Genomic DNA, 18,196 nt, shown 5'->3' on the forward strand with positions numbered 1-18,196 from the left:
AGCAGCTTCCGGGAAGCTTGAAGCCACCCGGAAGCTCTATGAGGAAAGCCTCACCGGTTTTTAGCCGGTGCTACCTTTAGGGAGCGGAGGTAAAGATCTATGTCTCTGCTGAAACGAATTGGCGGAACGGCACCGGCTGAAATACCGAACAGCAGCAGTGCGAGCCGCCCTGATGCACCGATGCGATCAACAGCGGGCCGCGATGAAGAGACCTTTAATGAGATTAAGGCGCGGGTACAGAACCGCTTGATTGGCGAACTTGATCCAAAGGTTGACCTGCGCGATAAGGCCAAGGTGCGCAAACAGGTTGAGGAGGCGTTTAACTCCATCCTCGATAGTGAGAGCATCGTGATGTCGCGCGCTGAACGGGCCAAGCTCTTCGAGAGTATTGAGGCTGATATTATTGGCCTTGGGCCGCTCGAACAACTCCTGAGTGATGATGATATTAGTGAGATTATGGTCAATGGCCCCAAGCGCATCTATATCGAGCGAAAGGGCAAGTTGATCCGTACTGATATTACCTTTGTGAACGATGACCATGTCTTGCGCATCATTGACCGTATCGTTGCCCCGCTAGGGCGACGTATTGATGAGTCGTCGCCAATGGTGGATGCTCGTCTGCAAGATGGATCGCGTGTGAATGCGGTTATTCGGCCACTAGCCCTTAATGGGCCAACCCTGACCATTCGTAAGTTCCGCAAGAACCCGCTCTCGATTGATGACCTGGTTCGTTTCGGTTCGATGAGCCGCGAAATGGCCGACTTTCTCGAAGCGTGTGTGAAGGCCCGGTTGAATATTGTGGTGGCGGGAGGTACGGGTTCAGGCAAGACGACGCTGCTGAATGTGCTCTCGTCGTTTATTCCTGAAGATGAGCGCATCATCACGGTGGAGAATGCCGCCGAGTTGCAGCTCATTCAGGATCATGTGGTGACGCTCGAGTCGCGCCCGCCCAATGTGGAGGGCCGTGGTGAAGTAAGCATCCGCGATCTGGTGATCAACTGCCTGCGTATGCGCCCGGAGCGCATTGTGGTCGGTGAGTGTCGCGGCGGTGAGACTCTCGACATGCTCCAGGCCATGAATACCGGCCACGACGGATCAATGACCACCATCCACGCCAATACGCCGCGTGACGGCATCGGACGTATCGAGACGATGTGTCTGATGGCCGGTATGGATCTACCGGCACGCGCTATTCGTGAACAAGTCGTGTCGGCGGTGCAGATCTTTGTCCAGCAGTCGCGCCTCCAAGATGGTTCGCGCCGTGTGACCCAGATCACCGAGGTGAGCGGGATGGAGGGTGATGTAGTGGTGCTTCAGGACATCTTCGTCTTTGAACAGACAGGACTGGACGAGCGGGGCAAGATCGTCGGCCAGCTCCGGGCAACCGGGGTACGGCCAAAGTTTATCGAGAAGTTCGAGTCGTTGAATATCTTCCTGCCCTCGCACATCTTCGGGGCAGGTGGTGATCGCTTTGGGATGTAATCATCATCGCGGGCTGGGGCGGTGTGAACCGCCCCGGAAGGTCGCATGATAGCTGCGGGGGGCTATGGATAGGCTGCTCTCACCTGGTATGATGCCGATCACACTGGCCGGTTTGGGCCTGTTGCTCATTTTGCTCATTGCGGTGGTCTTCATCGTAATGCGCCAATCGGATGAGCCTGATGTCTCGAAGCGCCTTTCGGATCTCTCCAAACGACCCGATCAGATCAATGAAAATAGCGGCCCCGTCGCACGTCAAATGGTCGAGCAGATTGATAAGGTCGTCTCGAAGAGTAAACAAGGTGGTGATATTACCCGTGACCTCGCTCGTGCCGACCTGAAACTGACCGTGGCTGAGTTCATGGGGATCAAGCTGATTGCGGCATTTGTGGGGTTGCTCGTTGGGATGTATGTCGGACGTGCGAACCAGTCCGCGATGTTTGCCGCTGGTCTGGTCGGTGCAGTCATCCTTTCGTTTGCGCCCAACATCTACCTCAACATGCGGGCCAAGAAGCGCATCAAGTCATTCAATGACCAACTAGGCGATACGATTACGATGATGGCGAACGCACTCCGAGGTGGCTTTAGCTTCCTCCAAACATTGGACATGGTGGCGCGTGATGCACCAGCCCCCATGTCGGCTGAGTTCCGCCGCGTGGTGCAAGAGGTTGGTCTGGGCCGCACGACGGAAGAGGCATTGCAGAGCCTCTTGCGGCGCATGCCCTCCGAAGACCTAGATCTCTTGATTACCGCAGTGAATATCCAAATGGAGGTCGGTGGTAATCTGGCCCAGATCCTAGATACCATCGGGCATACCATCCGCGAACGGGTGCGCATTAAGGGTGAGATTCAGACATTAACGGCGCAGGGACGTATCTCTGGCTGGGTAATCACCGGCCTCCCGATTGGTTTGGCAATTCTGATCACGATGATCAATCCTGAGTATATGATGCCGATCTTCTCGTTCGGTATGCCACCTAAGCACTGGTGCTGTCTACCTCTCACCTCATTGGCAATGATCGCTATCGGCTACTTCGCAATTATGAAGATCATGGATATCGAGGTATGACCGTGGGCTTTCTACAGTACACGGGACGAATGGAATCGGAGGTCGTACTATGCCTACCATGTTAATCATGGGCATCGTCGGCATCTTCTTGATCGGTGTGTTGGTCTTTTTGGTGTTGCGCATGCGCAAGCCAGATGAGATCAGCGAGCGGCTCAACACGTTCACTGAACGTGAATTGACCCTGGAAGAACTGGAATTGCAGCAGCCGATCATGGATCGCATCTTCATTCCGGTTGCTAAAGACATTCTAGCCAAACTCGGTAAGTATGGGGCCAAACAGAGCGCCGAGCGCCTACGTACCAATCTGCAACAAGCGGGAAATCCGGGTGGTATTACCCCAGCGATGTTTGTTGGTCTGCGCGTGGGCTTAGCCCTGGTGCTTGGGGGACTGATCACGATCATCACCCTGCGCTCGATGGAGTTAGCTCAAGCTCTGATCTATAGTATGATCGGCTTTGTGTTGGGCTATATGCTGCCGGTTACTTGGCTTGGCCAACAGATCAAAAAGCGCAAGAAGTCCATTACAAAGGCTCTTCCGGATGCGCTCGATCTGCTGTGTATTAGTGTCGAAGCCGGGTTGGCCTTCGACCTCGCGCTGCAACGGGTGACCCAAAAATGGGACGATGAACTATCACGCGAGTTTAAGAAGGTGCTCTCGGACATTCGGCTTGGGCGAACGCGGCGTGAGGCACTCAAGGATCTTGCGGTACGTAGTGGGGTTGAAGATGTGCAGACCTTCACCGCAGCAGTGATTCAGGCCGACCAACTTGGTGTTTCGATGTCCAAGATTCTGCGCTTGCAGTCCGATCAGATGCGTCAACGACGGCGGCAACGGGCAGAAGAGTCGGCCCAACAAGCACCGATCAAGATGCTCTTTCCGATGGTCTTTTTGATCTTCCCGGCGCTCTTTGTGGTGATTCTGGGGCCAGCAGTGCCACGTATCATGGAGAGTTTTGGCGGCACATGACGAAGCTACGAATTACAAACCGCACGCGGCATACCACGCTGGCCGAGGAGTGTGAGCAGGCGCGCAACTTTGTGGCACGTGGGCGCGGGCTGATGGGGCGCACCGAGCTTGCACCGAGAGGTGGGATGTTGATCGAGCCGTGTTCCAGCATCCATACCTTCTTTATGCGCTTTCCGATTGATGTGGTCTTTATCAATCGGGCACGCCAAGTAGTGGGGTTGCACCATGCCATGCCGCCCGGTCGCCCGTATGCGGGGGCACGTGGCGCACGGGCAGTGATCGAACTACCCGCCGGGATCATTGCAGCCTCGCATACCGCCGTGGGCGATCAGTTAGAACTAGACGATGCGTAACTGTTCACACTTGGGGTAAACAGAAGCCTCATGTTGACGCCAAGGCACCAAGACGCAAAGGGTTTGATTGGGGGCTATCTTGAAGACTTTGCGCCTTGGCGTCTTGGCGTCAAAATCGGGATGCGAGGAGAAGTGTGAACAGTTACGCTGGCAAACGGCTGGAGCGCTGCTCTTGGTCTTCGGCGCTTGTCTCGGTCTCTACCTGCTGACGCTCACCGATGTCCACACCTACGATGCGATCTCCTATGTTCTCGATGTTGACCGCAAGCCTTGGGCCGAGCTCTTCCACCCGCACCACCTCGCCTATGGGCCGCTCGGTGCGAGTATACGCCGCCTCGCCCTCGCGTTGGGGTGGCAGGGCAGCGCGGCGTGGCTGATTCAGGCAGCGAATGCGCTTGCCGGGGCGGCTGGAGTTACACTCTTCTTTGCGCTAGTGCGCCAAACGAGTGGAAGCAACCGCCATGCGGCGCTCGCCGCCGTGTTGCTCGGTTCGAGCTACGCCTTCTGGTACTATGCGGTCGAGGTAGAGGTCTATACCATCGCGGCGCTGTTCCTGATTCTGGCGCTGTGGATCTTGTTGCGCCTGCTTGAGCAGCCCAGCATCGGCTTGGCGCTGGGGTTGGGGCTGGTGCAGGGGCTGGCGGTGCTCTTCCACCAGACCAACGTGTTGCTGAGTATTCCGGCACTGTGGGTGGTGTGGCGCAGTAGGGATGAGGCAGGCCAGCGTTGGCTGAGTGTGTCGAAGCCAACGCTGCTCCTCGCCTACACAATTCCATTGGGGCTGATCGTGGCCGGAGCCTACCTAGGGGTCGGCGTGGGGGTAAGTGGCTTCCGCAGTTGGACGCAACTCTACACCTGGATGACCGACTATGCGCACACGGGGTGGTGGGGCGGGGCGGTTGATAGCAACAAGTTGGTGGGCTTGGGGCGTGGCTTGAGTGCCACTCTCGCCGAGCCACCCAGCGGGGTATTGCTGGGGATCGGGCTGGGTGGGTTACTGCTGAGCAACCTGCGCGGGCTGCGCCAATCGCATGCGGGGCTGATAACGCTGGCACTGCTATGGCTCACCAGTTATGGAGCCTTCTTCCTCTGGTGGGAGCCAGAGAATATCGAGTTCTGGATCGCCAGCCTGCCGGTCTTCTACCTGTTGCTGGTGCTAAGCCTGAAGGATCGGGTGCGCCTGGGCATGGGCATAGCCCTGGCACTGACGATGTTGGGGCTGAACTGGGCCGCGATTGAAGCGCGGGGCGATTCGCGCAACGACTTGCAGCGGCAAATTACGACGGCGTTAGAGTCCCACACAGGGCCAGGCGACCTGTTGGTAGTGCCGGATGGGCTGCTGGAACTCTATCTGCCCTACTACGCCCAGCGCGAGAACCTGAGTGGGTTGACCCAGGCGATGAACCAGAGCGGTGGTGATTGGGCGTTGGCGTGCCAACAGATCCAGGCGCGGGTGGAATTGACGCTGGCGAGTGGCTATGCGGTGCTGCTGGCTGAAGAGGCAATCCAGCCGCGACCGGCACCACCCGGCGAGCCACCCAGTATGATGGAGCGCTTCGGGCTGACCTCAGATCAGGTGGATGCATGTTATGCGCCACTCCGGGCAATGCTGGCGGAGGTGGATCTGGGGGCGGGATTGCCGAGATACCAGCGCATCGCTGCCGTACAAGAACTAGCCGACGCGAACGGCTGGGACTTCCGGCAGGGTGGCTGGGGCTGGCGCTTCAGTCAGGGGGCGGGGCAGCATGTAGTGGGCCAGGGATGGCAACTCCACCCCGGCATAGATGCGGGGTTGCGCAGCCCCCCGATGCAGCTTGATCCGCAGCGGATCAGCATGATCGAAGTGCGAATGGCGGCCAGCACCGCCAACCGTGAGGCACAACTCTTCTTGCTCGATGCGCAGGGGCAGGCCAGCGAAGAGCGATCCATCCGCTGGCGCCTCGCCGACGATGAGGCACTCCACACCTACCGCCTGGAGGTCGGCAAACTGCCGGGTTGGTCGGGGATGATCGGCGGGCTACGGCTCGATCCGGTTGAGGTGGGGGACGGCGGCGTGATCTGGGTGGAGGGGGTGAGCATCACGCCCGATCCCCACGAGGTAGACCCCTAGCGCCACCCCTGAACCCAGCGCGACCAGCAACTTGAAGACGAGCGGCAAGAACGAGGGCGAGATAAACGCCTCGATCAGCCCGGCGATAATGAGGAGCGGCACACAACCAAGAATGAGGCGCAGCGCACGACGGGCGGCGAGCACCAGCGCAGCGCGGCGGGTGAAGAGGCCGGGACGAATGAGCGCCCAGCCCAACTGGAGCCCGGCACCACCGGCGATAAAGATCACACTCAGTTCGATCACACCGTGAGCCGCAATAAAGCCCCACAAGTTCGCGGCAAAATCGAAACGCTGAGCGGCCCCAGCCACCACACCGAGCATCAGTCCGTTACTGACCAGCACCATCAGGGTGTAGATCCCGAAGGTGACCCCACCGGCGAAGGCGCGGAAAGCCACCCCGATATTATTGGTCATAATCTCGGCAGAACTCAGGCTACGGCCATCGGTATTGATCGTCTGCCACCACTCAGTTCCGGCCTGGATCTGTGCGATCACATACTCAGCCCCCGGCATGAGCGCAGGGCCAATACTAGGATCGCGGAAAGTGAGCACAAAGGCCATCAGCGCGGGCAGAAAGAACATCAGGAACGAGGCAAGACTAAAGCGCCAAGTCTCACGAAATGTACGCGGGAAAGTATGGCTAAAGAAGGCCAAAAACGTAGATAAGCCACCCACATCCTCGCGGTAGATTGCGGCGTAACCACGTGCCACCAGCGTATTGAGGTAGGTACTCACCGGGTGGCGCGGGAAGTCGCGGCGGGCCAGCGCCAGATCGGAACTGGCCTGACGGTAGAGGCGACCAAGCTCGTGGATTTCATCAGCGGAGAGGGTGAAGAGGCCCGCAGCACTACGGGTGAGCAGGGCATCGAGCCGCTCCCATTGCGGGCGCTTATGCTGAATAAAATCCTCGGCGCGCATAGGTTTAAGAATCGAGCATCAGCGTACCAACATCCAAGGAAGCATCAGCAAAAGCAGCCGCCAGCACCCCCGGTTGGGGGCCAATCAGGCGCACCTGGAGACCGGGCACGGTTTGGATGAGCCGCCACATCAGATCGAGCTTACTGCGCATACCACCAGTAACATCAATCGCGTGCGAACCGGCGGCGCTATCGAGCACCTCCGCGATATTCGTGGCATCAATCCGAGGGATACGCTCAGCATTCAGATCGATACATGGATCAGCGGTATAGACCGCATCCTCACCGACCAAAATGATCCGTGAGGGGCGCAGATCACTGGCGGTAGCCAGATAGACCAAGAGTTGCTCAGTCGAAATGATCGCGCTCGCCTGGGTGGTATCGAAGGCCACATCGCCATGAATGACCGGGCAGAGACCATAGGAGAGCGCCAGTGCTAAGTTGCGGGTATCCCAGGCGGAGATCTGGCCAGCAGCACTCACGAGGGCAGCAGAGGGCTGGAGTTGGAGTGCAGGCAGCCCTGCCTCAAGCAAGGCATCCACCACGATGCGGTTGAGGCGCAGTGCAGCCCCGGCGGTGAGCGCAAAGCCCATCCAGTCATCGGTGGGAGTAAGGCCACGATGAACCCCATACTTCGCAGCGTAGTGGTGGCCGAAAGAGCCACTGCCATGGCTAATAATCAGACGCAGGGCGGGATTAGCGGCGCGGGCTTGGGCAATCTCGGTAGCCAGACGGGTAATCAGCGGCAGATCAGCCGCCTCGCGGCCCGTCTTATCGGTAATCACCGAGCCACCCAATTTGATAAAGGTATACATGACACCACCTACATATGACTAGTTGGGGAAGAGCAAGAGCACAGTCAGCACCGAAATCCCCCAGAGCAACACACTCCCCGCCAGAGGAATATCCTTGAGCAGCAACTCATCGGGCGAACCACCCTCGTTACGAATATAGATCAGATAAAGGTAGCGAAAGATCGCATAGATAACAAAGGGGATCGTCGCCATCAACATCGGATAGGGTTCCTGAGGTGCAGCCGGGGCCAGAAACGCCGTCACACTATAGGCCATAATGATGCTCGCGGTGACAATAGACATCATCTGGTCGAGCATAGGTAAGGAATACTCCTCAAGGATACGGCGATGTTCACCGGCATGAGCATCGAGCAGCATCAGTTCGTGGCGACGCTTGCCGATACCGAGGAAGAGGGCGAGGAGCAACATACAGAGCAGCAGCCAGGGAGTGATGAGAATATTCAGCACCGCTGCACCACCGATAGCGCGCAGGACAAACCCCGCCGCCAAGATCAGAATATCGAGCAGGACAACATGCTTCAACCAGTAACTATAGAGAAAGCCCTGGATGAAGATATAGAGACCGATAACGATCAGAAAATTGAAGGATCGGTCGAGCAGAAAGGCCATCGGCAGTGCAACGAGAAACAACACAACCGACGCGATCACCCCAACCATCGGGCTGAGGCGCCCGGAGGCGAAGGGGCGGTTACGCTTCTTAGGGTGGGCGCGATCCTTCTCGATATCAACTAGATCATTGACCAGATAGATACCACTGGCGGCCATACAGAAGATCACAAAGGCCCCAATCGTCTTGAGGAGAGGCCAAGGATCATTCCAGAACTGCCAGAGGCGCTCTTCGGAGAAGGCCAGCGCAGCAAAGACAAAGACATTCTTGACCCACTGGCGCGGGCGCATGGCGCGTAGGAGTTCAGCAAACATATTGGGTGGGTTGGCGGCCTGGGCCGCCGTGGTAGAAAAATGGCTCATGAGTCCTTGACCTGTTTGGAGATCGGCAGTGTCATACCGAGTGATTGTACCTGAGGCATCACGGCGATGCAAATTGCCTCTTGACAGGGCGGGCGGAGGGACGTAGATTCTAGCACTATGCATGAATTGCTAATTGCCACCCACAACCCCGGTAAACGGCGCGAATTTGCCGCGATCTTCGACGGACTCGGGATCACGCTGCGCACATTGGACGACCTGGGGATCAGTACGGAGATTGAGGAGACGGGGACGACCTTTGCCGAGAATGCACAGCTAAAGGCCGAGGGCTATCTGGCACTCAGTGGCCTACCGACCTTGGCCGATGATAGTGGGCTGGAGGTTGCGGCACTCCATGGAGCGCCGGGGGTCTATTCGGCGCGCTACGGTGGGGTACAGGGAGCGGCGCAACTAGCGTATCTGCTGGAGCAGATGCGCGATATTCCCTGGCACCAACGGTTAGCACGCTTCGTATGTGTGATCGCGTTAGCACGCCCTGGAGCGCCAACCGCGTTTGTCGAGGGCAGCCTAGCCGGGGTAATCGAGATGGAACCACGCGGAAGTGGCGGCTTCGGGTACGATCCGCTCTTCTACTTGCTTGATGACGACAAGACGCTGGCGGAGGTCACAGCCGAGCGCAAGAACCAGATCAGCCACCGCGCCGAAGCAGCGCGGGCGGCACGGACGATCCTCGAACAATGGTGGTAGCGATTGCACAGGAGCCAAACATCAATGCCGATTGCAAAAATGGATTACATCTGGTTTAATGGCGAACTAGTCGAATGGGACAAAGCAACGATCCATGTGATGTCGCATGTGGTTCACTATGGATCGAGCTTCTTTGAGGGATTACGCTGCTACGAGACCCCACAAGGGCCAGCGATCTTCCGGCTCACCCCGCATATGCAGCGGCTGATCGACTCGGCGCACATCTACCGCACCAAGATCCCCTATTCGCTTGAGGAGTTAATCAGCGCGGTGAAGGCGACGGTGAGCGCCAACCGGCTGCGGGCAGGCTACATTCGCCCGGTAGTCTACCGGGGCTACAGTGAAATTGGCGTCAACCCATTGGGCAACCCGGTTGAGGTGGCGATTGCCACGATTGAGTGGGGTAAGTACCTGGGGGCCGAGGCGATGGAGCAGGGGGTAGATGTCTGCGTCTCGTCGTGGAACCGCTTTGCCCCGAACACCATGCCGTCCATGTCGAAGGCGGGCGGCAACTACATGAACTCGCAGTTGATCAAAATGGAAGCGCTGGCCAACGGCTACTCCGAGGGAATTGCCCTGGACACCAACGGCCACGTGAGCGAGGGCAGTGGCGAGAACCTGTTTGTGGTACGCCATGGGATCGTCTACACCCCACCGGCTGGATCATCCATCCTGACCGGGATCACCCGTGAGAGCGTGATCACCTTGTTGAGAGATCTAGGCATCGAGGTGCGTGAGCAGGTCATCCCACGCGAAATGCTCTACATCGCCGACGAACTCTTCTTCACCGGCACGGCAGCCGAGATCACCCCGATCCGTTCGGTGGATCGCATTACGGTGGGCGCGGGGCGACGCGGCCCAATCACCGAGCAGGTACAATCCACCTTCTTCCGCATTGTCGGAGGCGAGCAGGCCGATACCCACGGCTGGCTTGAGTATGCCGAATGATGCTGCATGATATAATCCATACCGGGGAGGCTACAATCCTCCCCGATAGAGGCAGGTTATATGACAAAGCCAGCCTCCCTGAAAGGAGACTGGCTTCATCTAATGCGTGGGTTGCGGCAGAGACTAGCGGGCTTTGTACATCGTCCGCATACACTGGGTGCATACCCGGATCTGCTGCGACTTCCCCTCAGCATCCAACACCGTCGTCTTCTGCAAGTTTGGGCGCCACATACGGTTGGTGCGGCGCTTGGAGAAGCTGACGTTGTGGCCGAACGAGGGAGACTTGCCGCACATCTTACACTTGGCCATTTCGGTGGTACTCCAGATGGTATCGCAATAAACGCTGAATTTTTCGCGTATCTGCGAGAATATACCATACCGTATCAGCTTTGGCAAACGTTGGAAGTAGGGTAACTGTTCACACTTGGGATAAAGGAAGCTTCTGATTGACGCAAAGGCGCAAAGACGCAAAGGTTTTGTTGAAGGCTTTGCGCCTTGGCGTCTTTGCGTCAAAACCGGAATGCTAGGAGAACTGTGAACAGTTACGAAGTAGGACAAAGCAGCGTCCTCCATGGAGCAGGGGAACCCGAACGAGGTTGGCGGGCGATGCTCCGCCTCTACTTCGCCGCCCCCGCCCGCCCATCATAATATATACAATCATATATAGGTAGTAACACATGGCGAAGATCAAGATCGTAACCGATGGAACCGCTGACATTCCACCCGAGCTCGCCCGCGACCTCGGCATTGAGGTTGTACCGCTGCTCATCCACACCGAAGATAAGATCTATCGGGTTGGGGTAGATATCTCCGATGATCACCTCTACGATATGCTGATGTCGAACCATCCGCGCTTTAAGGTTGCCTCGCCCTCGATGGCGGTCTTTGAGCAACTCTACCGGCGCATGGTGGGCGAATATGATTATGTCTACTCAATCCATCTCAGCAACCACCTGGGCAACATCTACGGCAATGCGCTCCAGGCGCGCAGTAAGCTCCCGGCATCCAACACCCGCATCGAACTGGTTGATAGTAAGTCGGCCTCAGCCGGACTAGGCTCGGTCGTCTTGGCGGCGGCGCAGGCAACACATGATGGTGCATCCCCAGAGGAGGTAGGAAATCTGATCGGGGCGATGGTACGCCACACCCATGCCTGCTTCTTTGTGGATACGATGGAACATTTGGAGGCCGCTGGACGGTTAACTATTACCGGGTCAGTCTTGGGTTCGATGCAGCGCATCAAGCCGCTGATGATCCTCGACGAGGGTGAGATTGTGCCCTACGAGCGCACACGCACACGGGCCAAGGCAATTGAAGGGCTCTTTACCTTTATCGAGGACTTCCCACGGGTGCAGGAGGTGATCGTGCTCTTTGCGACCACCCCCGAAGATGTCGAGAAGTTGTTGGAGAAGGTCGAGCCAATCTTCCCGCGTGAGAAGGTACAGATCGCCCGTTTTGGCCCCAGCATCGCCGCACACCTCGGATCGGGGGCGATGGGGGTCGTGGTATTTGAGGGGTTTGACGAGTAGATAACGAGTCATGCAGCATCCTGAGCACATCATCGCATTGGGGAAGACCTTAGCCGCCGAGGAGAGGGCAGGTTGCGGGGATCGCAGCCTGCCTGAGGGGCTTGATGCCTACCTCACGCAATGGCAAGCCGGTGCAGGTGAAGATCTAGAACACCCGTTTGTCAAGATGAGCCTCGCACAGCTCAATGGCTACCGGGACATGCCGATTCCTAAGCGTAAGAAACGCATGGAGGAGGCGCTCAAGATGCTGCGGCGGTTATTTCGGCCTGAACCCGAAATAGAGACTCCACCAGAACCGAGTGCGCCGGTGGTGGAAGCGCAATACCAGATTAGCCCACACGAAAAACTCAGTGCTGTTCCGGGGATAGAGCGCAAAAACCTACTGGCCTTTAAGCGGCTGAAACTGCTTACGGTTGAGGATCTCCTCTACCACTTTCCGCACCGTTATGATGACTATAGCTCACAAAAATCTATCGCCGATCTCGTCGTCGGCGCGAACGAGACCGTGATGGGCATAGTCGAGGAGAGCCGCCTGGTAGAGCAACCACGGGTGCGGGTTGAGATTACTCTGGGTGACGAGAGCGGCATCATCAAGGCGGTCTTCTTTAACCAGCGCTGGTTGACCAAGAAGATCAGGGTAGGGGATCAGATCGTGTTGAGCGGTAAGGTGGGTATCTACGGCGGGGTACGCCAGATGAGTGGGCCATCCTGGGAGTATTACCGCCCCGATCATGATGCGCTCATCCACACCGGGCGCTTGGTGCCGGTACACTGGCTCACCAAGGGATTACCTGACCACAGTGTACGGAAGATCGTCAAATATCTGGTGGATGTGAGTGTACCTCATCTCCAGGATCATCTCCCCGCAGCGTTGCAGGAATCGGCCAAAGTGCTCCCATTGAATCAGGCGATTGCCCAGATCCACTTTCCAAATTCCATACAGGAGGTGGAGCAAGCCCGCATCCGGCTAGGGTTTGATGAGTTCCTCTTCATTCAGTTGGGGGTGATGCAGCGCAAGTTGCTCTGGCAGGGCGAACTGGGCTACCAGATGCAGCACTTCCCCGATGTGCATGCCGAGTTGCTCAGCCATCTTCCCTTTGCGCTCACCGGCGCACAAACACGGGCATTGAACGAAATCTTCGCCGACATGGCGCGTCCGGCCCCCATGGCGCGGCTCTTACAAGGCGATGTCGGTTCGGGCAAGACCGTAGTAGCGGCGGCCAGCCTGCTGCAAGTGATCGCCAACGGCTTCCAGGGTGCGCTGATGGCCCCAACCGAGATTCTGGCGGAACAGCACTACAAGGGGCTGAAGCGGCTCTTGAGCCAGGTACGGGTACCACGCCAAGCCCGTGCGGCGGTGGAGGGTGAGGACTGGCGCGCCCGCTTGAGCAGTGAAGAAGCGGCGCAACTGGCCGAGATCAAGGCGTTGTTGGGGATGAGCGTTGAGGACGATATGGATGGCGCGGGAGTGCGCGTGGCGCTGCTCACCGGGAGCCTGGGGGCCAAAGAGCGCCGCCGGGTCGTAGAGGGTATCGCCAAAGGTGAGATCGATCTGATCGTCGGCACCCACGCACTGATCACCGAACACGTACAGTACCATAGCCTCGGCCTCGCCGTGGTGGACGAGCAGCACCGCTTTGGGGTCGAGCAACGCCAACGCCTACGCGACAAGGGCTTCAACCCGCACTTGCTGGTGATGACCGCCACGCCCATCCCGCGCACTCTGACAATGACGATCTATGGTGATCTGGATGTATCGGTGCTGGATGAGTTGCCTCCGGGGCGCCAGACCATTCGGACGCGCCGGATCAGCAAGCACGACCGCCACAAAGCCTATCGCCACATCCGCAAAGAGATTGAGAAGGGGCGGCAGGCATTTGTAATCTGTCCACTAGTGGAGGAGAGCGATAAGATCAATCTGCCCTCGGCGGAGGAGATGCACGAACGCCTTCAGAGCGAGATCTTCCCCGACCTACGTGTGGGCTTATTGCATGGCAAAATGTTACCACGCGACAAGGATCAGGTGATGGTCGCCTTCCGCGACCGCGAGTTTGACATACTCGTCGCCACTGCGGTGATCGAGGTCGGCATTGACATCCCCAACGCCTCGACGATCCTGATCGAGGGTGCGGAGCGCTTCGGGTTGTCACAGCTCCACCAATTCCGTGGGCGGGTCGGGCGGGGTGAGCACCAGAGTTACTGCATTCTGATCCCGCACAAAGAGAACGAGACCAGTTGTGAACGGCTCGATGCACTTGCGAATACGAGTGATGGCTTCCGCTTAGCTGAGATAGATCTCGAACTACGTGGGCCGGGTGAATTCTTCGGCACCCGCCAGAGTGGCACCCCCGACCTGAAGATCGCCCAACTGACCGATGTGGGACTGTTGAAGACCGCCAGCAGCATCGCCAGTACCATCCTCACGGAAGATCCGCAACTGGCCTTACCGCAACACACACTACTCAAACAGAAGATCGAAGCCTTCTGGGTCGAAGCACGCAAAGCGGGGTGATAGTATAATTGCAGGCAGATAGATTGCAGTACGGCTGCGACTCTCTGGATAACGCTGGGAATTTCAGCTTTCGGAAAGTGCTAGACACCCAGAAGTTCAACCCATGTCCCAGCAGTATCTTCCCTGGATTCTATTTCCAGCTTGCGAGATCATGAAGAACTACAAGATTAGTGCGATTGCCACCACCAAGATACCGCCTGAGCGGATCTTTGCCGTCCTAGATGACTTTGCCAATTGGCCAACCTGGATGCCCTCATTTGACCGAGTCAAGGTTGATCTACCCGCCAATCCGGTTCCGCATCTCAACTACAAATTTCGGTTACGCGGTAGTGTCGTCTTTGCCGACATGCAAGTCATCGAATACACCCCGATCAGCCGAGCGACCAGTTTTCGCATCAATGTCCCCCCGCTGACAGGGATCAACCGTTGTAGTATTCGCCCACTGAGCCATGGGCGCTACCGAATTGACCGCATTGACACGATTGATCTGCCCAAGGTGGTGGTCGGCGTTCTGGACGCCACGCAGCGCGCCCGTTTTGCGCGGCTGGCACAAGAGTTCCTCACCGCGCTCCTGCGCACTGCCGAGACGCGGAGCTAATATGGAAGAAGCAGGCGAACCGCAACTTACGCAACTGGCCCATACCATAACCCAAGCTGGCTGGCGGCCCGCTGCGCTGCTCATGCTCGATCTCTTGGGGCCACTCGATGTGATCAGTAGCCAAGCGGTGCTCTTCGCTCGCCCGTTGTTGCATGGTACAAGCCTCGACCCGTATGCACAGATGCTGAGCGAACCCGCCAACTGGCATCGCTTACGCCAATTGCTGGCGTTGTAGGGGCGAAACATCGCCCCTCAATTTTTGGTGTTTATTGGCGGCTTCACCGCCAATAAACACCAAAAAAGATCTTCGGGGATGGCTTCGCCGCCACCAAACCCCCACCGGAGGGGAATCTGCCCATGCCCTAACGGATACCCTCATAGTGTTGACAAAGCCTATCCAATGCGTTACACTCGAAAAAGAAAAATAGTTCAGGTTGTAAAGAATTGTCTCATCATTCTTGCACTTGGAGTGCGCTATGAGCCTTAGTCCTCAGGTGCTCTTCATCCTGCTCTTCACCCTGATGATCATCGCGGTGACGTGGCTACACCACGCACGGGTACTCTCAGGCAAGTTACCTACCCGTCGCCCATTGCCAGCCCTTGATGTGCTGCGCAATGCGTTAGGACGCGGTGCAGAGACTGGGCGAGTACTGCATATTTCACCCGGAGCTGGGCAAATTGGTGGTGGTAATGGCACTCGTGGATCAAGTGCCGAGACGTTTGCTGGGCTGATGGTCGCCACCCGTATAAGCGAAGAGGCGGCCCTGAACGGGGCACCGATTCTGGTCAGTTCGGGGGATGCGATTGCCCATCTTGCCATGCGCGGAACCATCCGACAAGCCTATCAACAGGCGGGGCAAACCCAGGACTATGATGCAGCACGGGTACAGTTACTGGCGCATCAAGATGAATTTGCGTATGCCACCGGCGTAAAGACCTTATATGGGCGGCAGCCCATCGAAGCGAGTACGCTGATCGGAAGTTTTGGGCAGGAGTACTTGCTAATTGGCGAAGAGGGTGCCCAACATCAGATCCCCCAGGTGGTAGGAACAACGAATAGTACAGCGCTCCCAATGATGATGTTGACCACTCCGTCAACCCTGATCGGTGAGGAGATCTTTGCAGCCGAAGCCTATCTCAGTAGTGATCCGGCGGCGCAGGTGCGCCTGATGACGCAGGATACGCTGCGGACAGTGGTTATTGTGTTGATCATCGGTGCGTTTGTGTATGGTCTCCTTCAGCCCGCATTAGGCCTACCAGCCTTGGTAGGTTCGTAAGCCCACCCGGAATCTTCTCGGTTGTAGTGACCATCAGTGCTGAACGAGTGCCTGAAGGAATAGCTGCGACCACTGTTGCATGAGGGGCATGGATGTCCTTCCTCCGCGATCCGAAACGCTTTGTGGCCACTTTGATCGCCGGGGTCTCCGGTTTGATCGTGCTACTCGATTTTGCTGGCAGTGGAGGCTTGGTTGGGTTCATCGCCCAGACCTTGGTACGTTGGGCTGCCTTGATCACCGCGATTGCCCTGCTGATTGGCATCATGAGTGTGGCTTGGTCGCATCTGCAACGGGTACGCCAGCGCCATGCCGAGTGGGGCTACAGTCTGGTCTTGCTCGCCGGGATGGTGTTGGTGATCGTGGTTGGTATCTTTTTTCCACTCCCTGGTCGATCTGGAATTATTCTTCCACGGAGCCTTGCCGAACAACCCATCCACGTCCTCTTTGCGCTGATCTACCAACCGATTGCGAGTAGTCTGTTGGCACTATTGGCCTTCTTTAGCCTGAGTGCTATCCTACGCGCACTTGGACGGCGAAGTGTTGACGCACTAGTGATTGTCGGCATTGCGCTGGTTGTGCTGGTCGTTCAGTTACCCCCCGTGGCAATGGTACCGGGTGTCACGGCGGTAGTGCAGTGGATGTCCGATTATGTCGCGCTGGCTGGTGCCCGTGGCCTCTTGATTGGGGCTGCGATTGGGGCACTAGTGGCGAGTATCCGGGTATTGCTGGGATTTGATCTCCCGTATCTTGATCGCTGATGCTCGGCCCTCACCGGTCGACTCTGCCGCTACACCATGGAATATTTGCCAATCTGGCTCCGCAATGTACCGCTACCTGCTCGACCGGCAACTGGTGAGCCTGCCACCGACGCTGAAACGCCGGAGTGGTTGCGTGAGCCGGAGGGTGCTCCGTCGCCTGCGATTCCATCACCACCTGCTGATGATAACCTCGATTGGTTGCGTGAGCCAGAGGCGCTGCCGTCACCGGTCGTGCCTTCACACCAAGCAGATGACACCCCCGATTGGCTACGCGATCTTGAGAGTGAGGTTGGGGTCACGGCAACCGGTGACACCTTGTTGCCGCAGTCACTCCACCCTGATGACGACACCCCCGATTGGCTGCGTGAGGCAGTTGATGAGCGACCAGCAACGCCCGTGCGTCCGGCGGCTGAACCGTTCGGGGCAACAAGTTGGTTGCAGAGTCTTGCGGGGCCAGATACGGCTGAAGCTGAGCCTGATCCAACTCCAGAACCTACCACCACGACCACCTCACGGATTAAGATGCCTGTCGGTGCGACTGATTGGCTGCGCAGTATTGGCCAAGAGGAAGAACCCGAACCGGTTGAACCCAAGCCAACACCTTCAGAGCTAATTGATGTAAAGAGTGGGGTGCCGGATTGGTTACGTGATGTCAGTCCTTCTGAGATCTTGGAGACGATGGCTTCTGATGAGCCAACTCCAGCCCCAGAAGCACAAGCACATGCGCCAGTAGTCATGCCGGTGTTTGACCCGATGGCCTCGAATTGGCTGACTGAAGATAGTGGTGAGGTTGAGGCTGAACCACCTGTGGTTCAGCCGCCCCTACCGCCTCGTGCTGTACCTGACGAGCAGGATGGTATACCCTCATGGCTGCTGGAAGCGGTGCCCGATTCGTTCGATCTGCCTGATCTGCCCGATCAGGGGAATACCCCTGGTTGGCTGAAGGATGATGCAACGCCCGATCCACAGGCGGCGCTGCAAGATGCTGATGTCCCCGATTGGCTTCAGGGTGTCTCCAGTAGTGATGCGGGGGGGGCTTCCGATTTCCCTGCCGATGAGGTGCCCGATTGGTTGCGCGGGGCCGATGCGCCAACGATGGCGGTGCCTACGCCCGCCGATGAGGTGCCCGATTGGTTGCGCGGGGCCGATGCGCCAACGATGGCGGTGCCTACGCCCGCCGATGAGGTGCC

Annotated in this window: 17 protein-coding genes and 1 pseudogene; 14 read left to right on the forward strand and 4 right to left on the reverse strand. The window is 57.7% G+C overall.

Annotated features, from left to right (window positions below):
- The first annotated feature begins 99 nt into the window (after positions 1-99).
- The 5 genes from EKD03_RS04980 to EKD03_RS05000 all read left to right on the forward strand — a co-directional run bounded on the left by EKD03_RS04980 (position 100) and on the right by EKD03_RS05000 (position 5,978).
- Positions 100-1,482, forward strand: a complete 1,383-nt coding sequence (locus tag EKD03_RS04980) for a TadA family conjugal transfer-associated ATPase (RefSeq protein WP_129628189.1) — start codon at positions 100-102, stop codon at positions 1,480-1,482.
- Positions 1,483-1,546: 64 nt separating this feature from the next.
- Positions 1,547-2,548, forward strand: coding sequence for a type II secretion system F family protein (locus EKD03_RS04985; RefSeq protein WP_174842810.1), 1,002 nt, complete (start codon positions 1,547-1,549; stop codon positions 2,546-2,548).
- Between the two features lie 49 nt (positions 2,549-2,597).
- Positions 2,598-3,515, forward strand: coding sequence for a type II secretion system F family protein (locus EKD03_RS04990; protein WP_174842811.1), 918 nt, complete (start codon positions 2,598-2,600; stop codon positions 3,513-3,515).
- A complete protein-coding gene (locus tag EKD03_RS04995; RefSeq protein WP_129628193.1) occupies positions 3,512-3,868 on the forward strand; it encodes a DUF192 domain-containing protein in 357 nt (118 codons plus the stop codon). Before EKD03_RS04990 ends, EKD03_RS04995 begins: the two co-directional genes overlap by 4 nt.
- 79 nt (positions 3,869-3,947) lie before the next feature.
- Entirely contained in the window at positions 3,948-5,978 is a 2,031-nt protein-coding gene (locus EKD03_RS05000) for a glycosyltransferase family 39 protein (RefSeq protein WP_238613397.1), read from the forward strand.
- Here the strand turns inward: EKD03_RS05000 and EKD03_RS05005 are convergent.
- Genes EKD03_RS05005 through EKD03_RS05015 form a run of 3 tightly spaced genes read right to left on the reverse strand, consistent with a single transcriptional unit; the run spans position 5,886 to position 8,679 of the window.
- Positions 5,886-6,896 carry a stage II sporulation protein M gene (locus EKD03_RS05005; RefSeq protein ID WP_129628195.1) on the reverse strand — a complete coding sequence of 337 codons (1,011 nt, stop codon included), beginning with the start codon at positions 6,894-6,896 and terminating at the stop codon, positions 5,886-5,888. The genes EKD03_RS05000 and EKD03_RS05005 overlap by 93 nt on opposite strands.
- 4 nt (positions 6,897-6,900) lie before the next feature.
- Entirely contained in the window at positions 6,901-7,710 is an 810-nt protein-coding gene (locus EKD03_RS05010) for an isopentenyl phosphate kinase (RefSeq protein ID WP_129628197.1), read from the reverse strand.
- An 18-nt stretch (positions 7,711-7,728) separates the two neighbouring features.
- Positions 7,729-8,679 (reverse strand): decaprenyl-phosphate phosphoribosyltransferase, encoded by a 951-nt coding sequence (locus EKD03_RS05015; RefSeq protein ID WP_129628199.1) that lies wholly within the window; start codon positions 8,677-8,679, stop codon positions 7,729-7,731.
- 117 nt (positions 8,680-8,796) lie between these two features.
- Here EKD03_RS05015 and rdgB point away from each other — a divergent pair, with 117 nt between their 5' ends.
- Both rdgB and EKD03_RS05025 read left to right on the forward strand, forming a co-directional pair.
- Positions 8,797-9,384, forward strand: coding sequence for an RdgB/HAM1 family non-canonical purine NTP pyrophosphatase (rdgB, locus tag EKD03_RS05020; protein WP_129628201.1), 588 nt, complete (start codon positions 8,797-8,799; stop codon positions 9,382-9,384).
- Between the two features lie 24 nt (positions 9,385-9,408).
- A complete protein-coding gene (locus EKD03_RS05025; protein WP_129628203.1) occupies positions 9,409-10,332 on the forward strand; it encodes a branched-chain amino acid transaminase in 924 nt (307 codons plus the stop codon).
- Between the two features lie 123 nt (positions 10,333-10,455).
- On the opposite strand, the gene rpmB is transcribed toward EKD03_RS05025, so the two are convergent.
- A complete protein-coding gene (gene rpmB / locus EKD03_RS19160) occupies positions 10,456-10,905 on the reverse strand; it encodes a 50S ribosomal protein L28 (protein WP_338030931.1) in 450 nt (149 codons plus the stop codon).
- 104 nt (positions 10,906-11,009) lie between these two features.
- On the opposite strand from rpmB, the gene EKD03_RS05035 reads away from it, so the two are divergent.
- From EKD03_RS05035 to EKD03_RS05065, 7 genes and pseudogenes are all read left to right on the forward strand, one after another.
- Complete coding sequence (locus EKD03_RS05035; protein WP_129628207.1) at positions 11,010-11,861, forward strand: DegV family protein; 852 nt, start codon at positions 11,010-11,012, stop codon at positions 11,859-11,861.
- Between the two features lie 10 nt (positions 11,862-11,871).
- Positions 11,872-14,373 carry an ATP-dependent DNA helicase RecG gene (gene recG / locus EKD03_RS05040; RefSeq protein WP_129628209.1) on the forward strand — a complete coding sequence of 834 codons (2,502 nt, stop codon included), beginning with the start codon at positions 11,872-11,874 and terminating at the stop codon, positions 14,371-14,373.
- 103 nt (positions 14,374-14,476) lie between these two features.
- Positions 14,477-14,971 carry an SRPBCC family protein gene (locus tag EKD03_RS05045; protein ID WP_238613398.1) on the forward strand — a complete coding sequence of 165 codons (495 nt, stop codon included), beginning with the start codon at positions 14,477-14,479 and terminating at the stop codon, positions 14,969-14,971.
- Position 14,972: 1 nt separating this feature from the next.
- The gene (locus EKD03_RS05050) at positions 14,973-15,206 is read left to right on the forward strand and encodes a hypothetical protein (RefSeq protein WP_129628211.1); all 234 of its coding nucleotides are present in this window, start codon (positions 14,973-14,975) and stop codon (positions 15,204-15,206) included.
- Positions 15,207-15,447: 241 nt separating this feature from the next.
- Positions 15,448-16,248 carry a DUF6754 domain-containing protein gene (locus EKD03_RS05055; RefSeq protein ID WP_129628213.1) on the forward strand — a complete coding sequence of 267 codons (801 nt, stop codon included), beginning with the start codon at positions 15,448-15,450 and terminating at the stop codon, positions 16,246-16,248.
- A gap of 92 nt (positions 16,249-16,340) precedes the next feature.
- Complete coding sequence (locus EKD03_RS05060) at positions 16,341-17,006, forward strand: hypothetical protein (protein ID WP_129628215.1); 666 nt, start codon at positions 16,341-16,343, stop codon at positions 17,004-17,006.
- 45 nt (positions 17,007-17,051) lie between these two features.
- Positions 17,052-18,196, forward strand: a pseudogene (locus tag EKD03_RS05065) (hypothetical protein); the annotation flags it as partial.

The organism is Candidatus Oscillochloris fontis, from assembly GCF_004138135.1.
Lineage (GTDB): Bacteria > Chloroflexota > Chloroflexia > Chloroflexales > Chloroflexaceae > Oscillochloris > Oscillochloris fontis.